The organism is Streptomyces sp. NPDC056161 (assembly GCF_042268025.1).
Lineage (GTDB): Bacteria > Actinomycetota > Actinomycetes > Streptomycetales > Streptomycetaceae > Streptomyces.
Genome location: NZ_JBHJUV010000024.1, coordinates 66,442 through 90,215, shown reverse-complemented (window position 1 = coordinate 90,215; position 23,774 = coordinate 66,442). Strand labels below are relative to the sequence as shown.

Here is a 23,774-nt window from a genome sequence, read left to right as displayed (position 1 = left end):
GGCCTGGCCCGGCCGGACGCCGTGCTTCGGGCGGCCCGACCGGGTCGCCACCGGCGTCACCCGCCGTACGACCTCGGCCGATCCGGAGCCCGTGTGCAGGCGGGCCCGGCGGCGGTCGAGGCCGGTGTGGGAGGTGGGCGTCTCCCCGTTCGTCGAGCGGGGTTACGCGCGCCTCCCGGTGCCCCTCACCGTACCGTCACGGCCGGCGTGGGGGAGAGGCCCGAGGTGCGCCCGCTGAACCTGACCTGTTCCCCGTGCCGCACGACGGTCGGAGTGGCCCGGACCGAGATCGCGGTGGCCCTGTGCCGGTGCGTGGCACCGTGCGGCACGGGGTGGCGCGAACCCGGCGCGGCGTTCGCGGCGCGGGCTCCCGCCGCACCGGCCGACAGCAGCGCGTGCGAGTGGACGCCGGTGCCCACCGCACGCCTGCCGCGGTTACGGAGAGAGGTGTTCATGGTGACTCCCATCAGCAAGCCGACGAGACGACGAACGGGGCCGTAGGCGCCCCTGTCTCGTGTGTCCAAGTTTGTCGGCTCTGTGGAGTAAGAAATCCTGATAAGTGTATGAATTTCCCCAAAGGGGGTTTATCTCTTTGTAAGGCCGCAGATGGGCGCCGAGCGCGCGGCCGATGTCTCTTGCCCATCTCTTGCCATTTTCTTTCCTTCCGGGGTGGGTGAGGGGCTCGGCCCAGGGACGTCATTGCCCCGGTCAGGTGCCGGTCGGTGCCGTCGGTGTGCACCGCGGCCGGGATCACTTCGGTCGGCGGGCTGCCGCCGTGGTCACCGGACCGTGCGCGTACCGGCCCACGGGCGGACGATGGACGCATGGCCGGGCGGACGTTCCGACGCCCGCCCGGCCAGGCCGCCCGATCCGTCCCGGTGGTGCGCCGGTCCCGGCCCGGCCGCACCCGCTCCTTCGACGAGCAGGAACCCCCATGACCTCGCACGAGACATCCCTCACCGGTGCGTCCGGCACGGAGGGCGAGCACGACGCCTTCCACCCCGACCTCACCCGTCCCGCCGGTCCCGTCCCGCCGTCGCGGGCCCGGGTGCACCACATCCGCGCCGATGCGCTCGACGACAGGACCGCGCAGACCGAGGGCATGCGACGCTTCGCCGCCGTCAGCGGCCGCACCGTCGGATCGGAGCGCGTCTGGATGGGCCAGACCCATGTCTCGCCTGGCATCGCCTCCTCCGACCACCACCACGGTCCCTCCGAGACCGCCATCCACATCCTGAGGGGCAACCCGGAATTCGTCTTCCTCGACGACTCCTCCGGCACACCCGAGGAGGTGCGGATCCGTACGGCACCCGGCGACTACGTCTTCGTACCGCCGTTCGTCCCGCACCGTGAGGAGAACCCCAGCACCGACACCGAGGCGGTCATCGTCATCGCCCGCAGCACCCAGGAGGCGATCGTCGTCAACCTGCCAGGGCTGTACGTGCTCGACAAGGAGGAGCAGGCGGAGTGACCGCGGACGCCGCGACGCCGCGGACGGGGCGTGCGGTTGCCGCGGGACGAGCCGCCGCACGCTCACCCGTCCCGGGTGAGGCCGCCTCACTCCCGCCCCGTGCACGCTGAGTGCGTCGAGCGACAAGGCAACACAACGGCAAGGCACTACGCGGGCGGCTGCCCGGGACGGAGGACGGCAATGACCGCGCAGACGTACCTCGCGTACGACTATCCGCTGCTGAGCGCGTTCTGGACGCTGCTCTGGTTCTTCCTGTGGATCCTGTGGTTCGTCGTGCTGTTCCGGGTCGTCATGGACGTCTTCCGCGACGACTCCCTCAGCGGCTGGGCCAAGACGGGCTGGACGATCTTCGTCATCGTGCTGCCCTTCCTCGGCGTCTTCGTCTATCTCGTCGCCCGCGGCGAGGGCATGGGACGCCGCGAGATGGCGCATGCACGCTCCCAGCAGGAGGCGTTCGACAGCTACGTCCGACGCACCGCCGGACCGGCGCAACCGAGCAGCGCCGACGAACTCGTCAAGCTGTCCGACCTGCGCACCCGCGGTGACATCTCGGACGACGAGTTCCGCCGGGCCAAGGAACTGGTGCTGTCCGGTCACGGCGCCGGGCCGGGGGCCGGACAGAGCACCGTGCCGCCCGGCGCCGCCGATCGCTGACCGGTCCGCCGCACACTCGCGTCGCCCCGGCCGCACATCCGCGTCGCCCTGGCCGCACATCCGCGTGCCGTGTCGACGCGGCATGCCGTACGGCGCGTGCGTACGCCGCACCGCGACGCCTGCTGCCGGAGTCCACGGAGGTGTCGGTGGGGCGATCGGCCCCCGGCGCGGGGCCGTTCGGCCCCTGCGGCGGGGGCGGTCCCGTGTCACGGTGGACACAGGCCCGGGAGATCCGCGGGATCGAGGCCGTTCCTCAAGGCCCCGACCCACGCGCCACCCGGCTCCCGTCGTGCTGGGGTGGCGGCGCGGGGCGTGGGTGGCGTGGCTCGCGGGCGGGGCGGGCGGGCCCGCGCGCGGGAACGGGTGACGGCACGGTCCGTGCCCCGCATTCCCCGGACGGCCGCGCGGGCCCCGCACCCCCACCCCGGACCGCCCCTCGCCTTCCCGCTCACGCGCCGGCCGCACCGCCGCCGAGCGAGCGGGGCCGCGGGCGGAAGAGTGGAGGTGCGGGTTCATGGCCGTCACCGTCGCCCTGGCGGGCGACACCATGCTGGGCCGGGACGTCGCCGAGGTCCTCGCCCACAGCACGCCCCGCCCCCTGTTCACTCCCGCGGTCCGCCACGCCGTCCGCGACGCCGACCTGTTCCTGCTCAACCTCGAATGCTGCGTGTCCGACAGGGGCTCCCCGGTCGGAGTGCCCGGGAAGACCTTCTTCTTCCGCGCCCCGCCCCGAGCCGTCGACGTCCTGGCGGGGCTCGGCGTCGACGTGGCGGTCCTCGCCAACAACCACGCCCTCGACTACGGCCCCGATGCGCTCCTCGACACCCGGGCCCGGCTGGCCCTGGCGGGCATCCGCAGCGTCGGGGCCGGGCCGACCGTCACCGAGGCCCGCGCCCCGCTCCGCCTGGCGGCCGGCGGCCTGCGCCTCGGCATCGTCGCCGTCACCGACCACCCCGCCGAGTTCGCCGCGGACCCCGACCGGCCCGGCGTGGCCTACGCCGACCTCTGGCACGAGGACGCGCCCCGGTGGCTCACCGACACGATCCGCGAACTGTCCCGGGAGACGGATCTGGTCCTGGTCAGCGCGCACTGGGGTCCGAACATGACCGCGCGCCCGGTGCCGCACGTCCTGCGTGCCGCGCCCGCCCTCACCGAGGCGGGGGCGGACCTCGTGATCGGGCACTCGGCGCACGTCTTCCACGGTTTCACCCGGCGCGTCCTGTTCGACCTGGGTGACTTCATCGACGACTACGCGGTCCACCCGGCGCTCCGCAACGACCTCGGGCTGCTGTGGCTGGTCACCCTCGACGAACACGGCCCGCTGCGGACCGAGGCGGTTCCGCTCGCCCTGGACCACTGCCACACCCGCCTCGCCGACCGGGCGGAGTACCGCTGGATCGCCGACCGGCTGATCCGCGCCTGTGCCGAACTGGGCACGGACGTCGTCGACGAGGGCGGCCGGCTCCGCGCGCTCTGGCGGCGCCCCGCGGCCCGCGCGAGTCGACCGGACCACCGCGGATCGGATCACCGCGGGACCCGACCATCACGTGGCCGCAGTACCGCGTGACCGGACCAGCGGGTGACCGCAATACCGTGGGACCGGACCGGACCGGACCGGACCGGACCGTCACGTCGCCGCGCCGCCTCGTGACCGCGCCGCCTCGTGACCGTGCCACCTCCTGCCCGGACCACCCGTATGCCATCCCCCGGGGCGCGCCTCCGCGGCGGGGCGCCGTGTGTCCCGCAGCGTGGAGGGGCGACGGTGCACTGGCGCGGTCGGGGAGCGGACCGCAGGAGAGGTGGGACGGATGGACACGGGTGTCTCGGGGCCGCGGATCGTGGTGGGCGTCGACGGTTCGTCGTCCGCGCGTGCGGCGGTGCGCTGGGCCGCACGGTACGCCGGTCTCGGCGGCGGCGGTGTGGACGCGGTGGCCGCCTGGGAACTGCCGGGGATCGAGGGCTGGTCGGCGCCCGCCGTCGACACCGACTTCGACGAGGAGGACGCCCGGCGACGGCTCGCCGAGGAGTTGCGGGAGGCGTTGGGCCCGGAGGCGGGTTCGGTCAGAGCGCTGCTGGTGCGCGGCCATCCCGTCGAGGTGTTGCTGCGGGCGGCCGAGGGCGCCGAGGCCCTGGTCGTCGGCAGCCACGGGCGGGGCGGCTTCGCCCGAGCCCTGCTCGGTTCCGTCAGCGGGCACGTCGCCCAGCACGCGAGTTGTCCCGTCGTGATCGTCCGCGCGGCGGCGCCCCGGCCGTGAGTGCCCGCGAGCGAGGGCCCGCGGTCACCGTCGCGGCTCCGGGGAACCCGGCGCCTCTTCGAGGATGCTGCGGGCCACCGGGCCCAACAGGTCGGACAGTCGCTGGAAGACGTCGAGGAGCAGATCGTCGGCGGTGACCACCCCCACCACCCGCCGTCCGTCCAGCACCGGCAGCCGGCGCACACCGGCGAGACGCATAGCCCGGTAGGCCACGTGCAGTTCGTCGGCGGCGTCGACCGTGACCGGCCGCGGGGACATCACCTCCGACGCCCGCGCCGACAGACTCATGCCGACGCCCAGCGCCCGCATCGCCAGGTCGCGATCGGTGACGATGCCGCACGGCCCGCCGTCCTCGACGACGACCACGGATCCCACGGCGTGGTCCGCCATCCGCCGGATCACCTCCGCGAGCAGGGCGTGCGGAGGGACGGTGACGGCCGGAGCGCTCATCACGTCGCGGACCTTCATGGATCGGTCTCCTCGCGATCCGTGCGGGCCTGGATCCTCGCGATCCGTGCGGGGCACGGACTGTCCCTGACACCAGTGTCGCGGTGGCGGCATCGGGCGAAAGGGACTTTGGGGCCCCTGGGCATGGGCTGTTCGGCCTCAGCGGGCCGACGGGGCACGCGGTGGACTGGGAAGTGTCAGCAGCGGCAACCAGGGCCGAGGAGGCACGGCGATGACGACACTGACACGTAGGCAGAGGTTCCCCTTCCCGGAGATTCCCGAGTGGTTCGAGTCCTTCCCCGCGCGGTTCGCGATGCCGACCATGGGCGACCTGTACACGGTCCGCATCGAGGACTTCATGGAGGAGGGCCGGTACGTGCTGCGGGCGGAGCTGCCCGGGATGGCCCCCGAGGACATCGACGTCGAGATCGGCGACGGGATGCTGACCGTCAGGGCCGAGCGCACCGAACGGGACGTGGAGAAGAACCGCAGCGAGATCCGCTACGGCTCGATGAGCCGGAGCGTCCCGCTGCCGCCCGGGGCCGACGAGGACGATGTCAGGGCCGACTACACCGACGGCATTCTCACCGTCAGCGTGGGCCTGGGCAGCGAGAAGCCCGAGGCCAAGCACGTCGAGATCCAGCACGGCACCTGAGCCCTCGCCCGGACCGGCGACTGAGCCCCGCCGGACCCGCGCCCGAGCCCCGCCCGGATCCGCGCCGTACCCGCGCCTCAGCGGCCGGGACGGCCCCGGGCCGGGCTCTGCGCATACCCGACCCCCTCCGCTGCCCGACCCTGTCCCGGCCGCCTGCGGCCGACCTCCGTCCCCGTCCCTCTCGGCCGTCACCCGTCCCGGCCGCTCTCGCCCCGCTCCGACTGCTCCAGCTGGGAGGCGAGGACCGCCGCCTGCACCCGGCGCTGCACGCCCAGCTTGGCCAGCAGCCGCGAGATGTGGTTCTTGACGGTCTTCTCCGACAGGTACAGCCGTCGGCCGATCTCCCGGTTGGTCAGCCCGTCCCCGATCAGGGCGAGGATGTCCCGCTCGCGGGGCGACAGGTTCGCCAGCTCCGACGGCACGGCGGGAGTCTGCGCGGGATCGGCACGCAGGGAGCGCATCAGCCGGGCCGTCGTCGCCGGGTCCAGCATCGACTGCCCGGACGCGACCGTCCGCACCGCCGAGACCAGGTCGGAGCCCTTGATCTGCTTGAGGACATAGCCCGCGGCACCGGCCATGATGGCGTCGAGCAGCGCGTCCTCGTCGTCGAACGACGTCAGCATCAGACAGGCCAGGCCCGGCATGCGGTCGCGCAGTTCCCGGCAGACCGTGATGCCGTCGCCGTCCGGCAGGCGCACGTCGAGCACCGCGACGTCCGGGCGGAGCGCCGGACCCCGGACGATCGCGTGCTGCGCCGTGTCCGCGTCGCCCACCACGGTGATGTCGGGTTCGGAGTCGAGCAGATCGATCAGCCCGCGCCGCACGACCTCGTGGTCGTCCAGCAGGAACACCCGGATGGGATCCTGCTCCGTGAATGTGCGTGTCGCGTTCATGCGCCCCTCGTTCCAGGGCGGCGATCGGTCCGCCGGCCGCCCACGACAACGATCATTGCCCGCCCGTCCCGCGGACACCAGGGCCGACCGGCCCAGGCACCCGCCCCACTCGTCCGGCCGCACGGACCGGTTCCCGGGCGCACCGCCGAGGGGGCACGGGCACGGGCCCGGTCGCCGGACGCGCGTGGCCGACACGGGTGGTTCAGAGGTCCGCCGTGTGGTCGGGGACGTAGGTCTGCAGATCGCGCGGCGGGCGCTGGTAGCCGGTCGACGGCGGCCGGGGCGGCAGTTCCAGTACCGGCGGGGGCACCTCGTGGTACGGCACCGAGCCCAGCAGATGGGCGATCATGTTCAGCCGCGCCCGGCGCTTGTCGTCGCTCTCGACGACGTACCAGGGCGCCTCGGAGATGTCCGTGTGCACCAGCATCTCGTCCTTCGCCCGGGAGTACGCCTCCCAGCGGGCGATCGACTCCAGATCCATCGGCGACAGCTTCCACCGCCGCACCGGATCGTCCAGCCGCCGCCGGAACCGCTCCTCCTGCACCGCGTCGCTCACCGAGAACCAGTACTTGCGCAGCAGGATCCGGTCCTCCACCAGCATCCGCTCGAAGATCGGGCACTGCCGCAGGAACAGCTGGTACTCCTCCTTGGTGCAAAAACCCATCACGCGCTCCACCCCGGCCCGGTTGTACCAGGACCGGTCGAACAGCACGATCTCCCCGGCGGCGGGCAGATGCTCCACGTACCGCTGGAAGTACCACTGGGTCCGCTCGCGCTCGGTCGGCTTGGGCAGCGCCGCGATCCGCGCCACCCGCGGATTCAGGTGCTCCGTGACCCGCTTGATGGTGCTCCCCTTGCCCGCCGCGTCCCGCCCCTCGAAGATGACGACAAGGCGGGCGCCCTCCGTCCGCACCCATTCCTGGAGCTTGACCAACTCCGTCTGCAGGCGCAGCAGTTCCTTCTCGTACACCTTGCGCGGCAGCGTTTCCGCCTGCTTGCCGGCCATGCCGCCTCCACCGCCCGATGACCTACGAACCGCTCGATGACCTGCGTCGATGACTTCCGGAGCACTCATGCCGCCTGCCGAACACCAGGACGCCACCGTACTTTCCGACGAGGAACTGCGCACCCTGGACGCGCACTGGCGGGCCGCCAACTACCTCGCGGCCGGGCAGATCTACCTGCTCGCGAACCCGCTGCTGACCGAGCCGTTGCGCCCGGAGCACATCAAACCGCGGCTGCTCGGCCATTGGGGCACCACGCCCGGCCTCAACCTGGTGTACACCCACCTCAACCGGGTGATCGCGGCGCGCGGTCTGGACGCGCTGTGCGTATGGGGTCCCGGGCACGGCGGGCCGGCCGTCCTCGCGAACTCCTGGCTGGAGGGCAGCTACAGCGAGACCTATCCGGACGTGACACGGGACGCGGCCGGGATGGCGCGGCTGTTCCGGCAGTTCTCCTTCCCCGGCGGTGTGCCGAGCCATGTGGCGCCGGAGACACCCGGCTCCATCCACGAGGGCGGCGAACTGGGCTACTCGCTGGCCCACGCCTACGGGGCCGCCTTCGACCACCCCGGTCTGCTGGTCGCCTGCGTGATCGGCGACGGCGAGGCGGAGACCGGCCCGCTGGCCGCCTCCTGGCACTCCGACAAGTTCCTCGACCCGGTGCACGACGGCGCCGTCCTGCCGATCCTCCACCTCAACGGCTACAAGATCGCCAACCCGACGGTGCTCGCCCGGCTGCCGGAGCCCGAACTGGACGCGCTGCTGCGCGGGTACGGACACGAGCCGATCCAGGTGTCCGGCGACGACCCGGCGCAGGTGCACCGCGACCTGGCCGCCGCCTTCGACCGGGCCCTGGACCGCATCGCGCGGGCGCAGCGTGCCGCCCGCGAGGAGGGCAGCACCCAACGCGTGCACTGGCCGCTGATCGTGCTGCGCACCCCGAAGGGCTGGACCGGCCCCGCCGAGGTCGACGGCGTACCGGTCGAGGGCACCTGGCGCGCCCACCAGGTCCCGCTGCCCGGCGTCCGCGAGAACCCCGGGCACCTGCGGCAACTGGAGGGGTGGCTGCGCTCGTACCGCCCGGACGAACTGTTCGACCAAGACGGCCGGCCCGTCGCCGACGTCCTCGCGCACGTCCCGGCCGGAGCGGCGCGGCTCGGCGCCACTCCGTACGCCAACGGCGGCCTCCTCGTCCGCGACCTGCCGATCCGCTCCCTGGACGACTTCGCCGTACCGGTGGACAAGCCGGGCACCAGCCTGCACGAACCGACCCGGATCCTCGGCACCCTCCTCGAACAGGTCATGGCCGACACCCAGGACCGCCGCGACTTCCGGCTGGTCGGTCCGGACGAGACGGCCTCCAACCGGCTCCAGGCCGTCTTCGAGGCCAGCGGAAAGGCATGGCAGGAGAAGACCCTGCCGGTGGACGAGTACCTGGACCGGCACGGCCGGGTGGTGGAGGTCCTCTCCGAGCACCTGTGCCAGGGCTGGCTGGAGGGCTACCTGCTCACCGGCCGACACGGGCTGTTCTCCTGCTACGAGGCGTTCGTGCACATCGTCGACTCGATGGTCAACCAGCACATCAAGTGGCTGAAGACGTCCCGCGAACTGCCGTGGCGGGCGCCGATCGCCTCCCTCAACTACCTGCTGACCTCACACGTGTGGCGGCAGGACCACAACGGCTTCTCCCACCAGGACCCCGGCTTCGTCGACCACGTCCTCAACAAGAGCCCCGAGGTCGTGCGCGTCTACCTGCCGCCGGACGCCAACACGCTGCTGTCGGTCGCGGACCACGCCCTGCGCAGCCGGGACCACGTCAACGTCATCGTGGCCGGCAAGCAGCCCTGCTTCGACTGGCTGTCCATGGACCAGGCCCGGGTGCACTGCGCGCGTGGCGCCGGCATCTGGGAGTGGGCGGGCACCGAGGAGGGCGGCGAACCCGACGTGGTGCTGGCCTGCGCGGGCGACGTGCCCACCCAGGAGGTGCTGGCCGCGGCGCAGTTGCTGCGCCGGCACCTGCCGCAGCTCGCCGTGCGCGTCGTCAACGTCGTCGACATGACCCGGCTGCTGCCCCACGACGCACACCCGCACGGGATGACCGACTTCGAGTACGACGGCCTGTTCACCACCGACAAGCCGGTCATCTTCGCCTACCACGGCTACCCGTGGCTGGTCCACCGGCTCACCTACCGCCGGGACGGTCACGATCACCTGCATGTGCGCGGCTACAAGGAGTCCGGTACCACGACCACCCCGTTCGACATGGTGGTCCGCAACGACCTCGACCGTTTCCGGCTGGTGATGGACGTCATCGACCGCGTTCCCGGGCTCGCCGTGCGTGCGGCGGGCGTGCGCCAGACGATGGCGGACGCCCGCGCCCGTCACCACACCTGGATCCGCGCGCACGGCTTGGACCTGCCCGAGGTCGCGGAGTGGAGCTGGACCGCCTGACCGCGGCAGGGGCCCGGGGATCCGGTCGGCGCGCCGACGCGCGTGACGGGGGTGCCGCTCAGTGCGGTTGCCGCGGCTGCCGTGGTGCCGCGGTCGGCCACGTCAGCGCGCGGGTGATGTCGGCGAGGGTGACGATGCCGACGAGCCGGTCGCCGTCCAGCACCAGGGCCCGGCGCAGGCCGCCCCCCTGCAATCGGGGCAGCAGGTCCACCACCGGCTCGTCGGGGCCGACCGTCACGACGTCCGGCAGCCGGCGCATCACGTCACCGACCGTCGTCCGCGTCCGGGCCCGCGCCGGAGTCCGCTCGGCCATGCCCATGGTGAACAGCCCGGCCAGCGAGCCGTCCGGCGCCACGACGGGGAAGGCGGAGTGCCGGTAGGGGCCGAACGGCCCCTCGGCGAGGAAGCCCGCGACGGTCGTCCAGGACGGCACCGTGATCGGGTCCCGGGTCATGACCCTTCCGACCGGGACGCCCTCCAGCGCGCCCTGCATCTCGGCCTGGCGGACCTCCGCGGTCGCCGCCGCGATCAGGAACCAGCCGATCAGGGCCGACCACAGCCCGGAGAGGTTCCCGGCGAACAGCACGGCGGCGAAACCGGCCGCCACCAGGAACCAGCCGAGGGCCCGCCCCGCGGCCGAGGCTCCCCGGGTGGCCCGCAGCCGGTCACCGGTGCGGTGCCACAGGAGCGCCCGCAGCAGCCGGCCGCCGTCCAGCGGGGCGGCGGGCAGCGCGTTGAAGAGGGCCAGCACGATGTTGATCGCGGCCAGCCACGCCACCGCCTCGACGATCAGCCCCGGCACGCGCAGCGCCGCGAACCACGCCGCCAGTCCGGCGAACACACCGCCGGCCAGCGCGCTGGTCAGCGGGCCCACGCCGGCGATGCGCAACTCCGCGGCCGGGCTCGGCGCCTCGCCGTGCAGCCGGGCGGCGCCGCCCAGCATCCACAGCGTGATCCCCTCCACCTGCACGCCGTTGCGCCGCGCGACCATCGCGTGGGCGAGTTCGTGCACCAGCAGCGAGGCGAGGAAGACCACCGCGGTCAGCAGGGCGAGCGCCCAGTAGGCGGCGGCGGAGTAGCCGGGATGGGCCGCGGGGAAGCGGCCCCGGGCGAGCGCGAGCGTCACCAGTACGACGATGACCAGCACGCTCCAGTTCAGCCCGACGCGTACGCCGGCGATCCGGCCGAGGGACAGCGTCTCTTTCACGAATCTCTCGCCTCGCCCTCCGGCTAGCGGAGTCGGCGGCCGCCGTCCGGCGACAGCGGCCCGGCGGCCTCGTGCACACCGCGGGACGCTCCCGCGGTACCTCCATTGTCCGGCGCCGTGCGGCAAGCGGACAGGGCCGGTCGGCTCCAGCCGGGTCCGTGCCCGATGGATCAGGGCGAAGGCGGTGGCGGGCCGCCCGCTTCCGCAACGCCCGTTTCCGGGTGGGTCAGGTGCGCGGTGAACCAGTCGCGGGCCAGGACGGCGGCCGCGGCCAGGGTGCCCGGCTCGGCGAAGAGATGACCCGCGCCCGGCACGACGGCCAGCCGGTGCTCACACCGCAGCCAGTCCGCGGCCAGCCGGTTGAGGCTCAGCACCCGGCAGTCATGGCCGCCGACGATCAGCAGTGTCGGCGCCCGGACCCGGGACAGCGCGGCGGGGGAGGCGAGGTCGGGACGGCCGCCGCGGGAGACGACGGCGCCGATCTCCGGGTCGTCCGCGGCGGCCTCCAGCGCCGCACCCGCACCGGTGCTCGCGCCGAAGTACCCCACGGGCAGCCCGGTCTCCCGGCGCAGCCAGGCGGACGCGGCCCGCAGCCGGCCCGCCAGCAGGATGATGTCGAACACGTTGTGCCGGTCGTGCTCCTCGTCCTCGGTGAGCAGGTCGAGCAGCAGCGTGCCCAGACCGGCGCGGTTGAGGACGGCGGCGACATGCCGGTTGCGCGGGCTGTGCCGACCGCTCCCGCTGCCGTGCGCGAACGCCACCACGGCCGGCGCCCGGTCCGGGAGTTCGAACCGGGCGGCCAGCCGCACCGGCCCCGCCGGTACCTCGACCTCCCGGTTGGACGGGCGCGGGCGGGCCGCCGGAGGGTGCCCCGCGGCCCGCCCGAGCAGCGCGGCGACCTCGTCGTCGGTGGTCTGCGTGAAGTCGTGGTACCAGGCGCCGACCGCGCCGAGGTGGCGCGGCGTCTGAAGGCACACCACCTGGTCGGCCACGGTCCGCAGCCGGCTGAGCGTCCCCTGCGGTCCGACCGGGACGGCGAGCACGATCCGGGCCGCGCCCGCCTGCCGCACGACCCGGCAGGCGGCCTCCGCGGTGGCGCCGGTCGCCACCCCGTCGTCCACGATCACCGCGGTCCGTCCGGCCGGCGGTTCGGGGGCACGGCCGACCCGGTAGCGGCGCACCCGGCGTTCGAGTTCCGCCCGCTCCGCCTCCTCGACGGCCGCCAGCTCGTCCGTTTCGAGACCGGTGTCCGCGACCACGTCGTCGTTGAGCACCCGCACGTCCCGCTCGCCGATCGCCCCGAACGCAAGCTCGGGCTGCCACGGAACCCCGAGCTTGCGCACCACCAGTACGTCCAGCGGAGCGTCCAGCGCCCGTGCCACCTCGTACGCCACCGGGACCCCGCCGCGCGGCAGCCCGAGCACGATCACGTCCGGGCCGCGCAGCCGCTCCAGCCGCCGGGCGAGGCGGCGCCCGGCCTCCGTACGGTCCTCGAACGGCATGCGGCACCTCCTCGCGCGCGGCCCACTCTTCCCGTCGCCGGGGCCACCGGCTGTCCTCGACCGAGACCCGCTCCTCGTCCGGGAAGTCCGGCCTTCGCGGGGCCTTCGTCCCTCACGGCGTGTCCGGACCGGGTCCCTCCGGCGCGGCCGTGGCGGTCGCGCCGGGCGGAGCCCCGCCGCCCGCCGTGCTCAGCCCGTCGACGCGGCGCGCGGGCCCGGGGGCGCCCCGCCGCCGAGGCAGCCCGGAAGCCGCGGGTGCACCTCGAAGGCGTCCGTCAGGCCCGTGACCCGCAGCAGCCGCCGGAACTCGGCGCTGTCGGTGACCAGCCGCAGCCGGCCGTCCCGGTCCTGCACCCGGTTGCGGGCGCGGCAGAGCACCCCCAGCCCGGCGCAGTCGATGAAATCGACCGTCCGCAGATCGAGCACCAGGTCGGGCCGGGGACCGGCGGTCAGCGCGTCCAGCCGGGCCGACAGCGGAGCGGCGGCCAGAAGGTCGATCTCACCGCGGAGCGTGACCACGGTGGCCCCGCCGACGATGCGTGCCGAGTGCAGCGGGCCGGAACCGGTCCGGTTGTCGGTCATGCCCCGAGACAAGCGTGTGGAACCGGTCACACGGAAGGGCCGGTCGGTACCCGTTGCGGGGCCCGCAGGGACTTTCGGCCCCCGTGCGGCCCCGCGGACGGACGGGCCCCGTCGGCCGGGCACCGGGGCCGACCGGCCCAAGCGTGGCACCCGGCCGCCGGACAAGCTGGAGCTGAGCGGCGATCCGGGCCCCGGCGCGGCGCGCTGCCCGCACCGGCCGTCGGCACCGAGCCGGATCCGGATGCGCCACGGTGTTCCCCTGAACGTGAGGAGCGACATGAAAGGCTTCGTCTTCCACGGCATCGGACAGTCCGCCTGGGAGGATGTCCCGGACCCCGCCCTCAAGGAGCCCACCGACGCGATCGTGCGGGTCGACGCCGTCACCATCTGCGGGACGGATCTGCACATCCTCAAGGGCGACGTGCCGGAAGTGCGCCCCGGCACGGTGCTGGGGCACGAGGCCGTCGGCGAGATCGTCGAGACCGGCGGCGACGTGTGGAGTGTCAGGCCGGGCGAGCGGGTGCTGCTCTCCTGCATCAGCGCCTGCGGGCGCTGCCGCTACTGCCGGCACGGCTCCTACGGCCAGTGCCGGGGCGGCGGAGGCTGGATCCTCGGCCACCTGATCGACGGCACCCAGGCCGAGTACGTCCGCGTCCCCTACGCGGACCTGTCCGTGCACCCGCTGCCCGGCACGCTGCCGAGCAGCGAAGCCGTGCTGTTCGCCGACGTCTTCCCGACCGCCTACGAGGTGGGCGTGCTCAACGGCCGGGTGCGTCCCGGGGACACCGTCGCCGTCGTCGGTGCCGGGCCCGTCGGTCTCGCGGCCATCGCCGCGGCGCGCCTGTTCGCGCCCGAGCGGATCATCGCCGTGGATCTGGCCCCGGACCGGCTGGAGGCGGCCAGGCGGATCGGTGCCGACGCCGTGGCGGACGCCCGTGAGGCGCCCCGGCAACTCGTCGACGATCTGACCGACGGGCTCGGCGCGGACGTGGCCGTCGAGGCGGTCGGCGTGGCCGAGAGCTTCGAGCTGTGCACCCGCATGGTGCGCCCCGGCGGGCACGTGGCCAACGTCGGTGTGCACGGCGGGCCCGCGACCCTGCACCTCGAAGACCTGTGGAACCGGAACCTGACGATCACCACCGGCCTGGTGGACACCCGCTCGACCCCCACCCTGTTGCCCATGGCGGCCGCGGGCCGGCTGCCGACCGGACACCTGGTCACCCACACCTTCCCGCTGTCGCACATGGCGGAGGCGTACGACGTCTTCGCACGGGCCGCCGAGACCGGCGCGCTCAAGGTCGTGCTCGGTGTGGAACAGCACGAAGTGGCCGTTCGGGCGGCCTGACGAGAGGACGTGACGGCCATGGCGGAGCAGTCCCGGACGAACGTGGTGGAGGGCGCGCCCCTGGGCGACCTGGGCCGCAGGCTGGCCACCCGGCGCACCCAGCTCGGCCTGTCGCGGCGGGAGACGGCCGCGCGCGCCGGCATGGCGCCCAGCTACCTCCGCTACCTGGAGGAGCATCCAGGCGCCGCTCCGGGCACCGGCCCCCTCACCCGGCTGGCCGAGGTCCTCAAGACCACGGTGAACGACCTCACGGGCGGCACGGTCACCCTGCCGCCGGGCCCCGGACGTGCGGCGCGCGCCCCCGAGTTCACGGAGCTGAGCCCGCAGGAGTGCCGTTCCCTGCTCTCGTCGCACGGCGTGGGCAGGCTCGGCGTGCCCACGGCCTCCGGACCGGTGATCGTGCCCGTGAACTACAGCGTCATCGACGACGCGATCGTCTTCCGGACCGCGCAGGGCGCCACGCCGTCGCTGGCGGCAGGCTGCCAGGTCGCCTTCGAGGTCGACCACATCGACGACGCGTTCAGCCAGGGCTGGAGCGTGCTGGTGCGCGGGCACGCCCGGACGGTCTCCGACCCGGACGAGGAACGCCGGCTCGCGTCGAGGGCGTACAGCACGCCCTGGGCGGGCGGAAAACGCGCCATGTGGGTGTGCATCGACCCGTACACGCTCACCGGCCGCCGGATCACGGTCTGAGCCGGACCGGCCGTGCCCGGTGACACGGGCCCGTACCGAGGCGAGAGGACGGGACGACAGATGTACGCCAATGACGGATTCCGCGAACTGAACCGGCAGGAGTGCCTGCAACTGCTGGCGAAGGTGCCCGTCGGCCGCATCGTCCACACGCACCACGCCCTGCCGGCGGTGCTTCCCGTGAACTTCTCCCTGGACGGCGACGGCACGGTGCTGCTGCGCACCTCCGCGTCGTCGGAGCTGGTGCGGGCGATCCACGGGTCGGTGGTCGCCTTCGAGGCCGACCAGGTCGACGCGGACACCCAGTCCGGGTGGAGCGTGGTGGTCACCGGCGCGGCCACCGTGGTCACCGACTCGGCCGAACACGAACGGCTGGTCCGCACCGGCCCGCGCTCCTGGGTGCCCGCGCCGCACGAGGTCTTCGTCCGCATCGCGCCGGAACTGGTCACCGGACGGGAACTGGTCGGCGGCCGTACGCTCTACGGCCTGGACCTGGCCCCCTGAGCACCGTCACCCGCGTCCGGCGCGGACGACCCGCTCGCCTCCGGCGCGGACGGCGACGGCGGACTCCCGTTCGTGGTGAGGCGGATTCCGGTGACCAGGTCGGGGCGGATACGGACCACGTGGTCCATCGTGCGCGCGACCCAGGGGTGCGGCAGCCGCCGGTAGCGGGCCAGCTCGTCCGGGTCGGTGACCAGCCGGGCGTAGCCGGTGACCACCACGCTCCAGCCCAGGTGGGTGTCCGGATCGATGGCGTCGGCCTCGTAGGCGACGACCACGCCCGCGCCGTCGGCCCGCCGGGCGTACGAGGTCAGTTCCGCGCCCTCGTGGGTGCGGAAGACGATGTCGCAGCCGTCGAGGACGTGGTTGACCGGGCGGACGGTGGGCAGGGCGTGCCGGGTGAAGACGACCCTGCCCAGCGGCACGCTGCCCAGCAGGCGCAGGGCCTCGGCGCGGTCGAGTTCGACGCTCACGCGCGGTCGGTCGTCTTCGGTGGTCATCGGGGCTTCCCATGGCGGGTGTGCGCACGCCTCGCGGAATCCGGAGGCGGCGGCTGCGGACGGCTCGGACAGGCCATTCGAACCGTCCCGCGGTTCTGCCCGCTAGGGTCTTTCGGCCCAGGATGCGAATTTCGCACGAATGGGCGAGATCTCCGCGCGCCAGGCGTTTCGACCGGCGCCGGTCACCGTGTGCGGGCCGGTGACCGTTTGAGCGGACGGGTGCTCGCGGACCGTTCCCCGCGGTGCCGGGCCCGCGGCCGCACGACGGAGCGGCACCGCGGGGGACCGGTGCCGCTCCTGACTCCACTGTCGCCGATACCCGGCCGCGCATCCAGGGCCGACCGGCCCTGGTCGGCCGGTGGGCGCCGGGCGGGCGGCGGTGACCGGTGTGCGGGGGCGTTCGCCGGCCGAGATACGGGGCGGGATGCCGTACCGGCCCGGGTGGTGGAGCATTACCGTGGCACTTGACGGGCCGGTCGGTGCCCACGAGCCGAGGGGAGCTGGAGGAACGCCGGTGGGAAGCTCCGAGGAGTTCCGGGAGGCCCGCCTCCGGTTGCCGCAGCTGAAGCTGGACGAGCTGCTGGCGGAGTTGCAGGTCCGCCTCAACGCGGCCCGCGGCACCCGCGACCGCGTGCACAGTCTGCTGGAGGCGGTGCTCTCGGTCGGCCGGGAACTGGACCTCGAACAGGCCCTGCACTCCATCGTGGAGGCCGCCGTGGTCCTGGTCGACGCCGAGTACGGCGCCCTCGGCGTGATCGGGCCGGACGGCAAGCGGTTGTCCGCCTTCCACACGGTCGGGGTCACCGAGGAGCAGATCGCCGAGATCGGCCACTTCCCGGAGGGGCACGGCATCCTCGGCGAGCTGATCCGGCTCCCCGAACCCCTGCGGCTCACGAAGCTCTCCCAGCACCCCGCCTCGTACGGCTTCCCGCCGAACCACCCGCCGATGAACACCTTCCTGGGCGTCCCGATCCGGGTCCGCGACCAGATCTTCGGCAACCTGTACCTGACCGAGAAGCGCGGCGGGGCGGAGTTCGACGAGGAGGACGAGTCGGTACTGTCCACCCTGGCCGTAGCGGCGGGCGTCGCGATCGACAACGCCCGGCTGTACGAGGAGTCCCGGCTGCGCGAGCGGTGGCTGGAGGCCAACGCCGAGATCACCCACAGCCTGATGGCGGGCAGCGAGCGGGCCCAGGCGCTGGGCGTGATCGCCGACCGCGCCCGGGAGATCACGGGTTCGGCCCTGGGCGTGGTCGCCATGCCGATGGCGGACACCGGGTCGTTCACCGTGGAGATCGCCGTCGGGACGGACTCGGAGGCGCACCGCGGTCTCGTGCTGTCCATGGGCGAGAGCCTGATCGGGTTGGCCTTCTCCGCTGCCGCCCCGGTCACCAGTGCGGACGTCTCGCACGACGAGCGCATCTCCCAGGATCCCCCGCGGTTCGACGGCCTCGGCCCTGCCGTGGCCGTCCCCATCGGCACGGGCGGCGGTATGCGTGGCGTGGTCCTGCTGGCCCGCGAGTCCGGGCAGTCGCTGTTCTCGGCGCAGGAGACCGAGACGCTCCAGGGCTTCGCCGCCCAGGCCGCGCTCGCCATGGAACTGGCCGAGCGCCGCCAGGACGCCCAGGAGATCGCGGTGCTCAAGGACCGCGACCGGATCGCCCGCGACCTGCACGACCTGGCGATCCAGCGGCTGTTCGCGACCGGGATGACCTTGCAGAGCGCGGGCCGGTTCATCGAGCACAAGGAGGCGTCCGAGCGGGTGCTGCGGGCCGTGGACGACCTCGACGAGACCATCAAGATCATCAGGTCCACCATCTTCGGCCTGCGGGCCCGCGAGGACGTCCCCCGTGGCGGCGGGCTTCGCGCCCGGGTCGTCCGGGTGGCCCAGGAGGCCGCGCCGTTGCTGGGCTTCGCACCCAGCGTGCGCATCGAGGGCCTGGTCGACACCGATGTGCCGCGGGAGACGGCCGAGCACGTCGTGGCCGTGCTCTCCGAGGCACTGACCAACGTCGCCCGCCACGCCCACGCCGACCGGACCGAGGTGGCGCTGACCACGGACGGCCGGCACGTACGGCTCAAGGTCGCCGACAACGGCGTGGGCATACCGCCCGACGGCCGGCGCAGCGGGCTGGGCAACCTCGCCGAACGGGCCGAACAGCTGGGCGGGTGGCTGGAGGTGACCGGGACGGACGGCGGCGGGGCCACGCTGGTCTGGCAGGTTCCGCTTCCCGGATAGCGGTACGCGCGCGTGCCGGGCGCCCCTGGACCCCCACCGTCGGCCGGACGAGGAGGAGAGATGAAGGCAGCGGTCGTCACCGGCTTCGGCAAGCCCCTGGAGATCCAGGAGCGGCCCGTGCCCGAGCCGGGCCCCGGCCAGGTGCTGGTGCGCATGGAGACCTGCGGGATCTGCCACACCGACATCCACGCCGCGCGAGGCGACTGGCCGGTCAGGCCGCGGCTCCCGTTCGTCCCCGGCCACGAGGGCATCGGCCCCGTGACCGCTGTCGGCCCCGGTGTCGGCGCCGGCCTCGTCGGCAGCCGCGTCGCCGTCCCGTGGCTCGGCTCGTCCTGCGGCAGTTGCCGCTACTGCGTCACCGGCCGCGAGACGCTGTGCGAGAGCCAGGTCAACACCGGATACACCGTGGACGGCTGCTACGCCGAGTACACCGTGGCCCAGGCGCGCGCGGTCGTCCGGGTCCCCGAAGCGGTGCCGTCCTTCGAGGCCGCACCGCTGACCTGCGCGGGCGTCACCACGTACAAGGCGATCAAGGCCGCCGCCGTGGTGCCCGCCGAACGCGTCGCCGTCTTCGGCGCGGGCGGCCTGGGCCACCTGGCCGTGCAGTACGCGCGCCTCGTCGGCGGATTCGTCAGCGCCGTCGACATCGAACCGGACAAACTGGGCCTGGCCCACCAGCTCGGGGCCGACCACGTCGTCAACTCCCGCACCCATGACCCGGTCGAGGAGATCGAGCGGGTCGGCGGCGCGGACGTGGCCCTCGTCCTGGCCACCGCGCCCCAGGCGTTCGAGCAGGCATTCCGGTCCCTCGGCCGCGGCGGGCGCCTGGTCGTGGTCGCGCTGCCCGGCGGCGGCGCCTCGATGGACCTGCCGATCCACGAGACGGTCCTCGGCGGGATCTCCGTCCTCGGCTCCGTCGTCGGCACCCGGCAGGACCTCGCCGAGGTGTTCGCGTTGCACGCCGCCGGCCGTACCCGGGTGATCGCCGAGCCGCGCCGTCTGGAGCAGGTCGACAACGCCTTCGACGAGGTGCTCGGCGGACGGGCCGAGGCACGGCTCGTCCTGGAGTTCTGAGGCCGGCCATGACGGGCGTGGAGCGGTCAGGGCCAGACTCCGCTGCCGTAGGGCGCGTAGAGGTCGAGGAGCCGGATGCGGGCCGCGTGCAGCCGCTGGGCGATCACCCGGCCCACCCAGACGGCGACGGCCCGCCCGAATTCGGCGTCCTCGGCGCACATCGCCCGCACGCTCCTCGCGTCGAACTCGTAGGCCCGCACCGGAGTGGCCGCCTCGGCACCCATGTGCCACACGTACGGCGGGAAGTGCCAGGACCAGCCGATCAGTTCCCCCGGGCCCAGCGACTCGACCACGGCCGCGCGCCTGCCGGGCACGTGCAGGTCGAGGGCGACCGTCCCGGTGCGTACGATCCACAGCCGGTCGGCACGTCGGCCCTCCTCGAACAGCCGGGTGCCGGCCTCGAAGGAGACCTCACGGGCGATCCGCATCAGTCGTTCACGATGCTCGGCCGCCAGGGCCGAGTTGAGGGTGGTGGCGGAGGTCATCGCGCCGGCTCCTTCCGTCCGCAGACCGCGGCCCGACGGCGCCGCACACCGCCGGGCTCCTTCTTCCAGGGTGGGCTCGGGCGCGGCCGGTCACCACGGGCCGCCCGGACCGGACACCGGGTCGTTCGGCCCCGGTGCGGGACGGACCGCCCTCGTGCTCCCGGGCGACCCTGGCCGGAGCGCCCCCGAACAGCCGCCGCGCGCCTCGCGGACGGCCCGCCGGCCGATGCGAGCCGGGCCGTCCCGCGACCCGGCGGGCGCAGACACGCGGAGCGAAGGGGACGACGATGACCCGGCCCCTGGTCGTGGGTGTCGACGGTTCGGAGCCGAGCCTGCTGGCGGTCGACTGGGCGGCGGCCGAGGCCGTCCGCCACGGTGTCCCGCTGCTCCTGGTGCACGCCTCCCTGTGGGAGCGCTACGAGGCCGCCCTGCCGGTGGGCGAGCGGGGACGCGCGGCCGGACGTACCGCGGCGCAGCACATCGTGGCCGCCGCTGCCGACCGGGCGGCCCGCCGCGCGCCGGGAGTGGAGATCGGCACGGACATCGTCCCCGAGGACGCGACGCACGCGCTGCTGCGTGAGACCGGCCGCGCCTTCGCGGTGGTGACGGGGGCACGGGCCCGCGGCGGGCCCGCCGGAATGCTGCCCGGCGCGGTCGGCCCGGCCGTGGCCGCCCGCGCGCACAGCCCCGTGATCGTCGTCCGCGGGGACGCGGCGGGCCTGGCCGGCACCCATGCGCGGATCCTGCTCGGCGCGGGTGCGGCGGACACCGGCGCGGCGGCCGTGCGGTTCGCGTTCCGTGAGGCCGAGGCGCGCAGGTGCACCCTGGACGTCGTCCGTGCCTGGCACTGTGCCGTGTACGAGAGCGCCGAGTTCCCCGCACCGGCCGAGGATCCGGCCCGCGCCCATGAGCGGCAGGCCGCCGCCACCCTGGACGCGCTGCTCCGGGACGCCACCGCCGACCACCCCGGGGTCCGGGTGCGGAGCGCCACCGTGAAGGGCTCGGCGCGCAGGATCCTCGTGCACCGCTCGGCCGCGGCCGACCTCGTGATCGTCGGAGCGGGGGAGGGGACCGGCCGCTTCGGACCCCGGCCCGGCCGGGTGGGCCGCGCGCTGCTGCACCATGCGGCCTGTCCCGTCGCCGTCGTACCGCGAGCCGGGTGACACCCCGCCGCGCCCCTGAGCCGGCGCGGGCCGCGGCGGCCTCCCCGGCGCGGCCGGCGATCCGCCCGCGGCCTCGTCCCGCCCCGCCCGCCGGCGCCGGTGGCGGGCCGGGCCCGATCCCCGGACAGTGGGGTGAGAGGGTCCTCGACTCGGGGCGGCGGCCCTCCGCGGCAGGACCGGACGGAGAAGGAGGGGCGACCGGACGCGTCCGACGGACTCGCCGGATTCGACCGACCTGACCGACCTGACGGACTTGACGGACTCGATGAAGGGGTGCCGCAGTGACGGGCTGGACCTGGGAGTACGACGGCTACGCACCCGCTGACGAACGCCTCAGGGAATCGCTGTGCACCCTGGGCAACGGCTACTTCGCCACCCGCGGGGCGCTGCCCGAGTGCGCCGCCGACGACGTGCACTACCCCGGTACCTACGCGGCGGGCTGCTACGACCGGCTCACCTCGGAGGTGGCGGGACAGCGGGTCGAGAACGAGGACCTGGTCAACCTGCCGAACTGGCTGCCGCTGCGCTTTTGCCCCGCAGGAGACGACTGGCTCACCCCCGACACCGCGACGGTGCTCGACCACCGGCAGGTCCTGCACCTCCACTCGGGCCTGCTGGAGCGGCACACCCGCTACGGGCTCGGCGAGGGGCAGGTGCTGTTCGTCCGCCAGCAGCGCCTCGTCGACATGGCCGATCCCCACCTGGCGGCCCTGCGCACCGAGTTCACGGCCGAGGGCTTCGCCGGCGAACTCGACGTGGAAGCCGCGCTCGACGGCGGGGTCGCCAACACCGGCGTGGTCCGCTACCGGGAACTGGACGGCCGCCACCTCACCCATGTGCTCACCGGCGCCGCCGCCCCCGACACGGTGTGGCTGCGCTGCCGCACCCGCAGCTCGGACATCCGGATCGGTCTGGCCGCCCGCCTGACCGCCGACGTCCCGGTGGCGGTGGCGCACGAACCGCCGCGGGTCGTGCAGCGGCTGCGACTGAGCCTCACCCCCGGCCGCACCGTCCGCGTCGACAAGACCGTGGCCCTGCACACCTCCCACGATCCCGCGATCAGCGACCCGCTGCGCGCCGCCACCGACCGGCTCGGGGCCGCCGCCGGGTTCGACGAGCGGCTGGCCGTGCACCGCACGGCCTGGGACCAGCTGTGGACCCGTACCGGCCTGGACGTCCCCGGCCGGGCGGGGCACATCCTGCGCCTGCACCTCTTCCACGTGCTCCAGACACTCTCCCCGCACACCGCCGACCTGGACGTGGGCGTGCCCGCCCGCGGGCTGCACGGCGAGGCGTACCGCGGCCATGTCTTCTGGGACGAACTGTTCGTCCTGCCCTACCTGAACCTGCACTTCCCGGAGGTCTCCCGTGCCCTGCTCCGCTACCGCCACCGGCGTCTCGGCCAGGCCCGCGCGGCGGCCCGCGCGATCGGCCGGCGGGGCGCCCTGTATCCCTGGCAGAGCGGCAGCGACGGCCGCGAGGAGACGCAGCAGTTGCACCTCAACCCGCGCTCCGGGCACTGGCTGCCGGACCACTCCCGCCTCCAGCGGCACGTCGGCTCGGCAGTGGCGTACAACGTGTGGCAGTACTGCGAGGCGACCGGCGACACGGATTTCCTGCACACCGAGGGCGCCGAGATCCTGCTGCAGATCGCCCGCTTCTGGGCGGACTCGGCCGTCCACGACACCCACCGGGGCCGGCACCGCATCCTCGGTGTGGTCGGCCCCGACGAGTACCACGACGCCTACCCCGACGCACCGCGACCGGGCCTGGACGACAACGCCTACACCAATGTGACGGCCGCCTGGGTGCTGGGCCGCGCCCTCGACCTGCTGGCCGTCCTGCCCGAGCCGCGGCGCCGGGAACTCGCCGATCGCATCGGCCTGGCCGACGACGAGCCCGAACGCTGGGAGGAGGTGTCCCGCACCCTCCACGTACCCTTCCACGACGGCGTGATCAGCCAGTTCGAGGGCTACGCCGACCTCACCGAACTCGACTGGGACGGCTACCGCAAACGTTACGACGACATCCGGCGGCTGGACCGGATCCTGGAGGCCGAGGGCGACACCGTCAACCGCTACAAGGCGTCCAAGCAGGCCGACGCGCTCATGCTCGGCTACCTCTTCTCGCCGGCCGAACTGCGTTCCCTCTTCGACCGGTTGGGCTACCGGCTGGACGAGGAGACCTGGCGGCGCACCGTCGAGTACTACCTGCGCCGCACCAGCCACGGCTCCACCCTCAGCGGCCTCGTCCACGGCTGGATCCTGGCGCGGGCCCGCCGCGCGGACGCCTGGATGTTCTGCCAGGAAGCCCTCCGCGGCGACATCGCCGACCTCCAGGGCGGCACCACCGGCGAGGGCATCCACCTCGGCGCCATGGCCGGCACCCTGGACCTCGTCCAGCGCGGACTGACCGGCCTCGAAACCCGGCAGGGAGCCCTGTGGCTCGATCCGGTGCCGCTGCCGCAGCTGTCGTCGTACGGGTTCTCGCTCCGCTACCAGGGGCACTGGGGCATCCGGCTGCGGCTGGAGTGCGGGAAGCTGGAGGTCGCCGTCCCGCCGTCCGACCGTGCGCCGATCGACCTCCGGCTGCCGGGCCGGTCGGTCGGCGTGCGGCCGGGGGAGACGTTCCTGCTCGTGCTCCCGCAGTGACCTGC

The 23,774-nt window shown here is 73.9% G+C and carries 22 protein-coding genes; 13 read left to right on the top strand and 9 right to left on the bottom strand.

Translation table 11 applies throughout. The features are described from left to right. Positions 1 to 185: 185 nt before the first annotated feature. A complete protein-coding gene (locus ACFC09_RS23045; protein WP_376531343.1) occupies positions 186 to 455 on the bottom strand; it encodes a hypothetical protein in 270 nt (89 codons plus the stop codon). 479 nt (positions 456 to 934) lie between these two features. On the opposite strand from ACFC09_RS23045, the gene ACFC09_RS23040 reads away from it, so the two are divergent. The 4 genes from ACFC09_RS23040 to ACFC09_RS23025 all read left to right on the top strand — a co-directional run bounded on the left by ACFC09_RS23040 (position 935) and on the right by ACFC09_RS23025 (position 4,380). Continuing rightward, positions 935 to 1,471 (top strand): cupin domain-containing protein, encoded by a 537-nt coding sequence (locus ACFC09_RS23040; RefSeq protein WP_376531341.1) that lies wholly within the window; start codon positions 935 to 937, stop codon positions 1,469 to 1,471. Between the two features lie 180 nt (positions 1,472 to 1,651). Further along, a complete protein-coding gene (locus ACFC09_RS23035) occupies positions 1,652 to 2,125 on the top strand; it encodes an SHOCT domain-containing protein (protein WP_376531338.1) in 474 nt (157 codons plus the stop codon). A gap of 514 nt (positions 2,126 to 2,639) precedes the next feature. Next, positions 2,640 to 3,692: a CapA family protein gene (locus ACFC09_RS23030; protein ID WP_376531335.1), complete on the top strand. Its 1,053-nt coding sequence runs from the start codon at positions 2,640 to 2,642 to the stop codon at positions 3,690 to 3,692. Positions 3,693 to 3,933: 241 nt separating this feature from the next. Beyond that, complete coding sequence (locus ACFC09_RS23025; protein WP_376531332.1) at positions 3,934 to 4,380, top strand: universal stress protein; 447 nt, start codon at positions 3,934 to 3,936, stop codon at positions 4,378 to 4,380. A gap of 24 nt (positions 4,381 to 4,404) precedes the next feature. Here the strand turns inward: ACFC09_RS23025 and ACFC09_RS23020 are convergent, their stop codons facing one another. Beyond that, on the bottom strand, positions 4,405 to 4,848 hold the full coding sequence (locus tag ACFC09_RS23020) for a cyclic nucleotide-binding/CBS domain-containing protein (RefSeq protein ID WP_376531329.1): 444 nt from the start codon (positions 4,846 to 4,848) through the stop codon (positions 4,405 to 4,407). A gap of 211 nt (positions 4,849 to 5,059) precedes the next feature. Between ACFC09_RS23020 and ACFC09_RS23015 the strand changes: the two genes are divergently transcribed. Further along, a complete protein-coding gene (locus ACFC09_RS23015; RefSeq protein WP_376531327.1) occupies positions 5,060 to 5,482 on the top strand; it encodes an Hsp20/alpha crystallin family protein in 423 nt (140 codons plus the stop codon). A gap of 188 nt (positions 5,483 to 5,670) precedes the next feature. On the opposite strand, the gene ACFC09_RS23010 is transcribed toward ACFC09_RS23015, so the two are convergent. Next, positions 5,671 to 6,375 (bottom strand): response regulator, encoded by a 705-nt coding sequence (locus tag ACFC09_RS23010; RefSeq protein WP_376531325.1) that lies wholly within the window; start codon positions 6,373 to 6,375, stop codon positions 5,671 to 5,673. Positions 6,376 to 6,577: 202 nt separating this feature from the next. Beyond that, positions 6,578 to 7,381 (bottom strand): polyphosphate kinase 2, encoded by an 804-nt coding sequence (ppk2, locus tag ACFC09_RS23005; protein WP_376531323.1) that lies wholly within the window; start codon positions 7,379 to 7,381, stop codon positions 6,578 to 6,580. Positions 7,382 to 7,448: 67 nt separating this feature from the next. Here ppk2 and ACFC09_RS23000 point away from each other — a divergent pair, with 67 nt between their 5' ends. Beyond that, the gene (locus ACFC09_RS23000; protein ID WP_376531461.1) at positions 7,449 to 9,830 is read left to right on the top strand and encodes a phosphoketolase; all 2,382 of its coding nucleotides are present in this window, start codon (positions 7,449 to 7,451) and stop codon (positions 9,828 to 9,830) included. A 58-nt stretch (positions 9,831 to 9,888) separates the two neighbouring features. Here the strand turns inward: ACFC09_RS23000 and ACFC09_RS22995 are convergent, their stop codons facing one another. The 3 genes from ACFC09_RS22995 to ACFC09_RS22985 form a co-directional block, all read right to left on the bottom strand. Beyond that, positions 9,889 to 11,037 (bottom strand): site-2 protease family protein, encoded by a 1,149-nt coding sequence (locus ACFC09_RS22995; protein WP_376531321.1) that lies wholly within the window; start codon positions 11,035 to 11,037, stop codon positions 9,889 to 9,891. 170 nt (positions 11,038 to 11,207) lie between these two features. Next, entirely contained in the window at positions 11,208 to 12,539 is a 1,332-nt protein-coding gene (locus ACFC09_RS22990) for a phosphoribosyltransferase family protein (RefSeq protein ID WP_376531319.1), read from the bottom strand. A gap of 189 nt (positions 12,540 to 12,728) precedes the next feature. Beyond that, a complete protein-coding gene (locus tag ACFC09_RS22985) occupies positions 12,729 to 13,121 on the bottom strand; it encodes an STAS domain-containing protein (RefSeq protein ID WP_376531316.1) in 393 nt (130 codons plus the stop codon). A 277-nt stretch (positions 13,122 to 13,398) separates the two neighbouring features. On the opposite strand from ACFC09_RS22985, the gene ACFC09_RS22980 reads away from it, so the two are divergent. From ACFC09_RS22980 to ACFC09_RS22970, 3 genes are read left to right on the top strand one after another with little or no spacing between them, the layout of a single operon-like run. Continuing rightward, positions 13,399 to 14,466 (top strand): alcohol dehydrogenase catalytic domain-containing protein, encoded by a 1,068-nt coding sequence (locus ACFC09_RS22980; protein WP_376531313.1) that lies wholly within the window; start codon positions 13,399 to 13,401, stop codon positions 14,464 to 14,466. Between the two features lie 18 nt (positions 14,467 to 14,484). Beyond that, complete coding sequence (locus ACFC09_RS22975; RefSeq protein WP_376531311.1) at positions 14,485 to 15,159, top strand: helix-turn-helix domain-containing protein; 675 nt, start codon at positions 14,485 to 14,487, stop codon at positions 15,157 to 15,159. 60 nt (positions 15,160 to 15,219) lie between these two features. Continuing rightward, the gene (locus ACFC09_RS22970; RefSeq protein WP_376531308.1) at positions 15,220 to 15,660 is read left to right on the top strand and encodes a pyridoxamine 5'-phosphate oxidase family protein; all 441 of its coding nucleotides are present in this window, start codon (positions 15,220 to 15,222) and stop codon (positions 15,658 to 15,660) included. On the opposite strand, the gene ACFC09_RS22965 is transcribed toward ACFC09_RS22970, so the two are convergent. After that, positions 15,636 to 16,157, bottom strand: coding sequence for a pyridoxamine 5'-phosphate oxidase family protein (locus ACFC09_RS22965; protein ID WP_376531306.1), 522 nt, complete (start codon positions 16,155 to 16,157; stop codon positions 15,636 to 15,638). The genes ACFC09_RS22970 and ACFC09_RS22965 overlap by 25 nt on opposite strands. Positions 16,158 to 16,671: 514 nt before the next feature. Here ACFC09_RS22965 and ACFC09_RS22960 point away from each other — a divergent pair. Together ACFC09_RS22960 and ACFC09_RS22955 are read left to right on the top strand one after the other, a co-directional pair. After that, the gene (locus ACFC09_RS22960) at positions 16,672 to 18,396 is read left to right on the top strand and encodes a GAF domain-containing protein (RefSeq protein ID WP_376531303.1); all 1,725 of its coding nucleotides are present in this window, start codon (positions 16,672 to 16,674) and stop codon (positions 18,394 to 18,396) included. A 60-nt stretch (positions 18,397 to 18,456) separates the two neighbouring features. Continuing rightward, positions 18,457 to 19,470 (top strand): zinc-dependent alcohol dehydrogenase, encoded by a 1,014-nt coding sequence (locus tag ACFC09_RS22955; RefSeq protein ID WP_376531300.1) that lies wholly within the window; start codon positions 18,457 to 18,459, stop codon positions 19,468 to 19,470. 26 nt (positions 19,471 to 19,496) lie between these two features. Here the strand turns inward: ACFC09_RS22955 and ACFC09_RS22950 are convergent, their stop codons facing one another. Next, positions 19,497 to 19,955, bottom strand: a complete 459-nt coding sequence (locus tag ACFC09_RS22950; RefSeq protein ID WP_376531297.1) for a Crp/Fnr family transcriptional regulator — start codon at positions 19,953 to 19,955, stop codon at positions 19,497 to 19,499. A gap of 287 nt (positions 19,956 to 20,242) precedes the next feature. Here ACFC09_RS22950 and ACFC09_RS22945 point away from each other — a divergent pair, with 287 nt between their 5' ends. Both ACFC09_RS22945 and ACFC09_RS22940 read left to right on the top strand, forming a co-directional pair. After that, entirely contained in the window at positions 20,243 to 21,118 is an 876-nt protein-coding gene (locus ACFC09_RS22945; RefSeq protein WP_376531294.1) for a universal stress protein, read from the top strand. Between the two features lie 281 nt (positions 21,119 to 21,399). Next, the gene (locus ACFC09_RS22940; RefSeq protein ID WP_376531291.1) at positions 21,400 to 23,769 is read left to right on the top strand and encodes a glycoside hydrolase family 65 protein; all 2,370 of its coding nucleotides are present in this window, start codon (positions 21,400 to 21,402) and stop codon (positions 23,767 to 23,769) included. Positions 23,770 to 23,774: the final 5 nt, after the last annotated feature.